The 1,145-nt window shown below is 51.4% G+C and carries 2 protein-coding genes; both read left to right on the plus strand.

The window, feature by feature from the left end; all coding sequences use genetic code 11:
* The coding region (locus tag B3F49_RS00890) for an MBL fold metallo-hydrolase (RefSeq protein ID WP_293908579.1) at nucleotides 1-567 on the plus strand (567 nt) is incomplete at its 5' end.
* Entirely contained in the window at nucleotides 564-935 is a 372-nt protein-coding gene (locus tag B3F49_RS00895) for a VOC family protein (protein WP_293893038.1), read from the plus strand. The genes B3F49_RS00890 and B3F49_RS00895, both read left to right, overlap by 4 nt.
* The last annotated feature ends 210 nt before the right edge of the window (nucleotides 936-1,145 follow it).

A 1,145-nucleotide genomic window follows, 5' to 3' on the forward strand; every position in this document is an offset into this window, starting at 1 on the left:
TTCGCCAGTCATCGGCATGGAGACCACTTCAACGAGGCGATTTTCTCTCTTGCCCAAAGGCAGGGGGGGCCTACGGTGTTCATTCTCTCCTCCGATATCGCCACCCACCTGGTGCCGCACCATGTACAGGTCCGTTGGATGGGACCCTATGAGGAGATCAGCATTCATGATGTGGCGGTCAGGACCCTGGCTTCCACCGACGAGGGTGTTGCTTTTGTCATACAGGCCGAGGGCAGGACCATTTACTATGCAGGGGATCTCAACCACTGGCATTGGGAGGGTGAGAGTGAGGCTTACAACCAACAGATGAAGCGTGATTACCACGCTCAACTCAGGTTGCTTCCCACCAAGCTCGATATTGCATTCGTACCTGTGGACCCACGGCTCGGACCTTTCTACAGCCTGGGGGCGAAGGACCTCGTGGAGAGGGTGAAGGTCAAGACCCTGATCCCCATGCACTTTTGGAAGGATAGCTCAGTGTGTGCAAACCTGAAGGCCGAGCTGAAAGATACGGGTGTAGAGGTACTGCAACTCACAAACGAAATACAAACCTGGAGGAATCTATGAAATTCACGTTCGCCCATAATAATTTCAATGTCACCGATTTGGATAAGTCTCTTGCTTTCTATAAGGAGGCTCTTGGCTTGGTCGAGGTCCGACGCAAGGTCGCCGCCGACAACTCCTTTATTCTTGTTTTCCTTGGTGATGGACAATCGAAGCATCAGCTGGAGCTTACCTGGTTGCGCAATTGGGAGAAAGGCACCTACAATCTGGGGGACAATGAGTTCCACCTGGCTTTCGAGGTTGATGACATGGAGGCCGCCCGTGCCAAGCATCGTGCTATGGGGTGCATCTGTTATGAGAATACCAACATGGGCATTTATTTCATCGTGGATCCCGATGGATATTGGTTGGAGATTGTGCCCAAGAAGTAAGAAAGCAGCACTTTCAGTCACTTGAGCTAGTGAAGCGAAAGTTCTATGCTTGGCCCATAATCATACAATGGTAGTTATGGGGGTGGGTGGGGTGCGTGAAAGTAGCTTGCTGAACAATTTCGCCTTTTTCAAGGATTTGTCGCGTGAGTTCTCCGATTATTCCGTGACCAAATTATCCAAGGACATCCTGGCAGGACTGACGGTTACCGC

The organism is Sphaerochaeta sp. UBA5836 (assembly GCF_002432845.1).
GTDB lineage: Bacteria > Spirochaetota > Spirochaetia > Sphaerochaetales > Sphaerochaetaceae > Sphaerochaeta.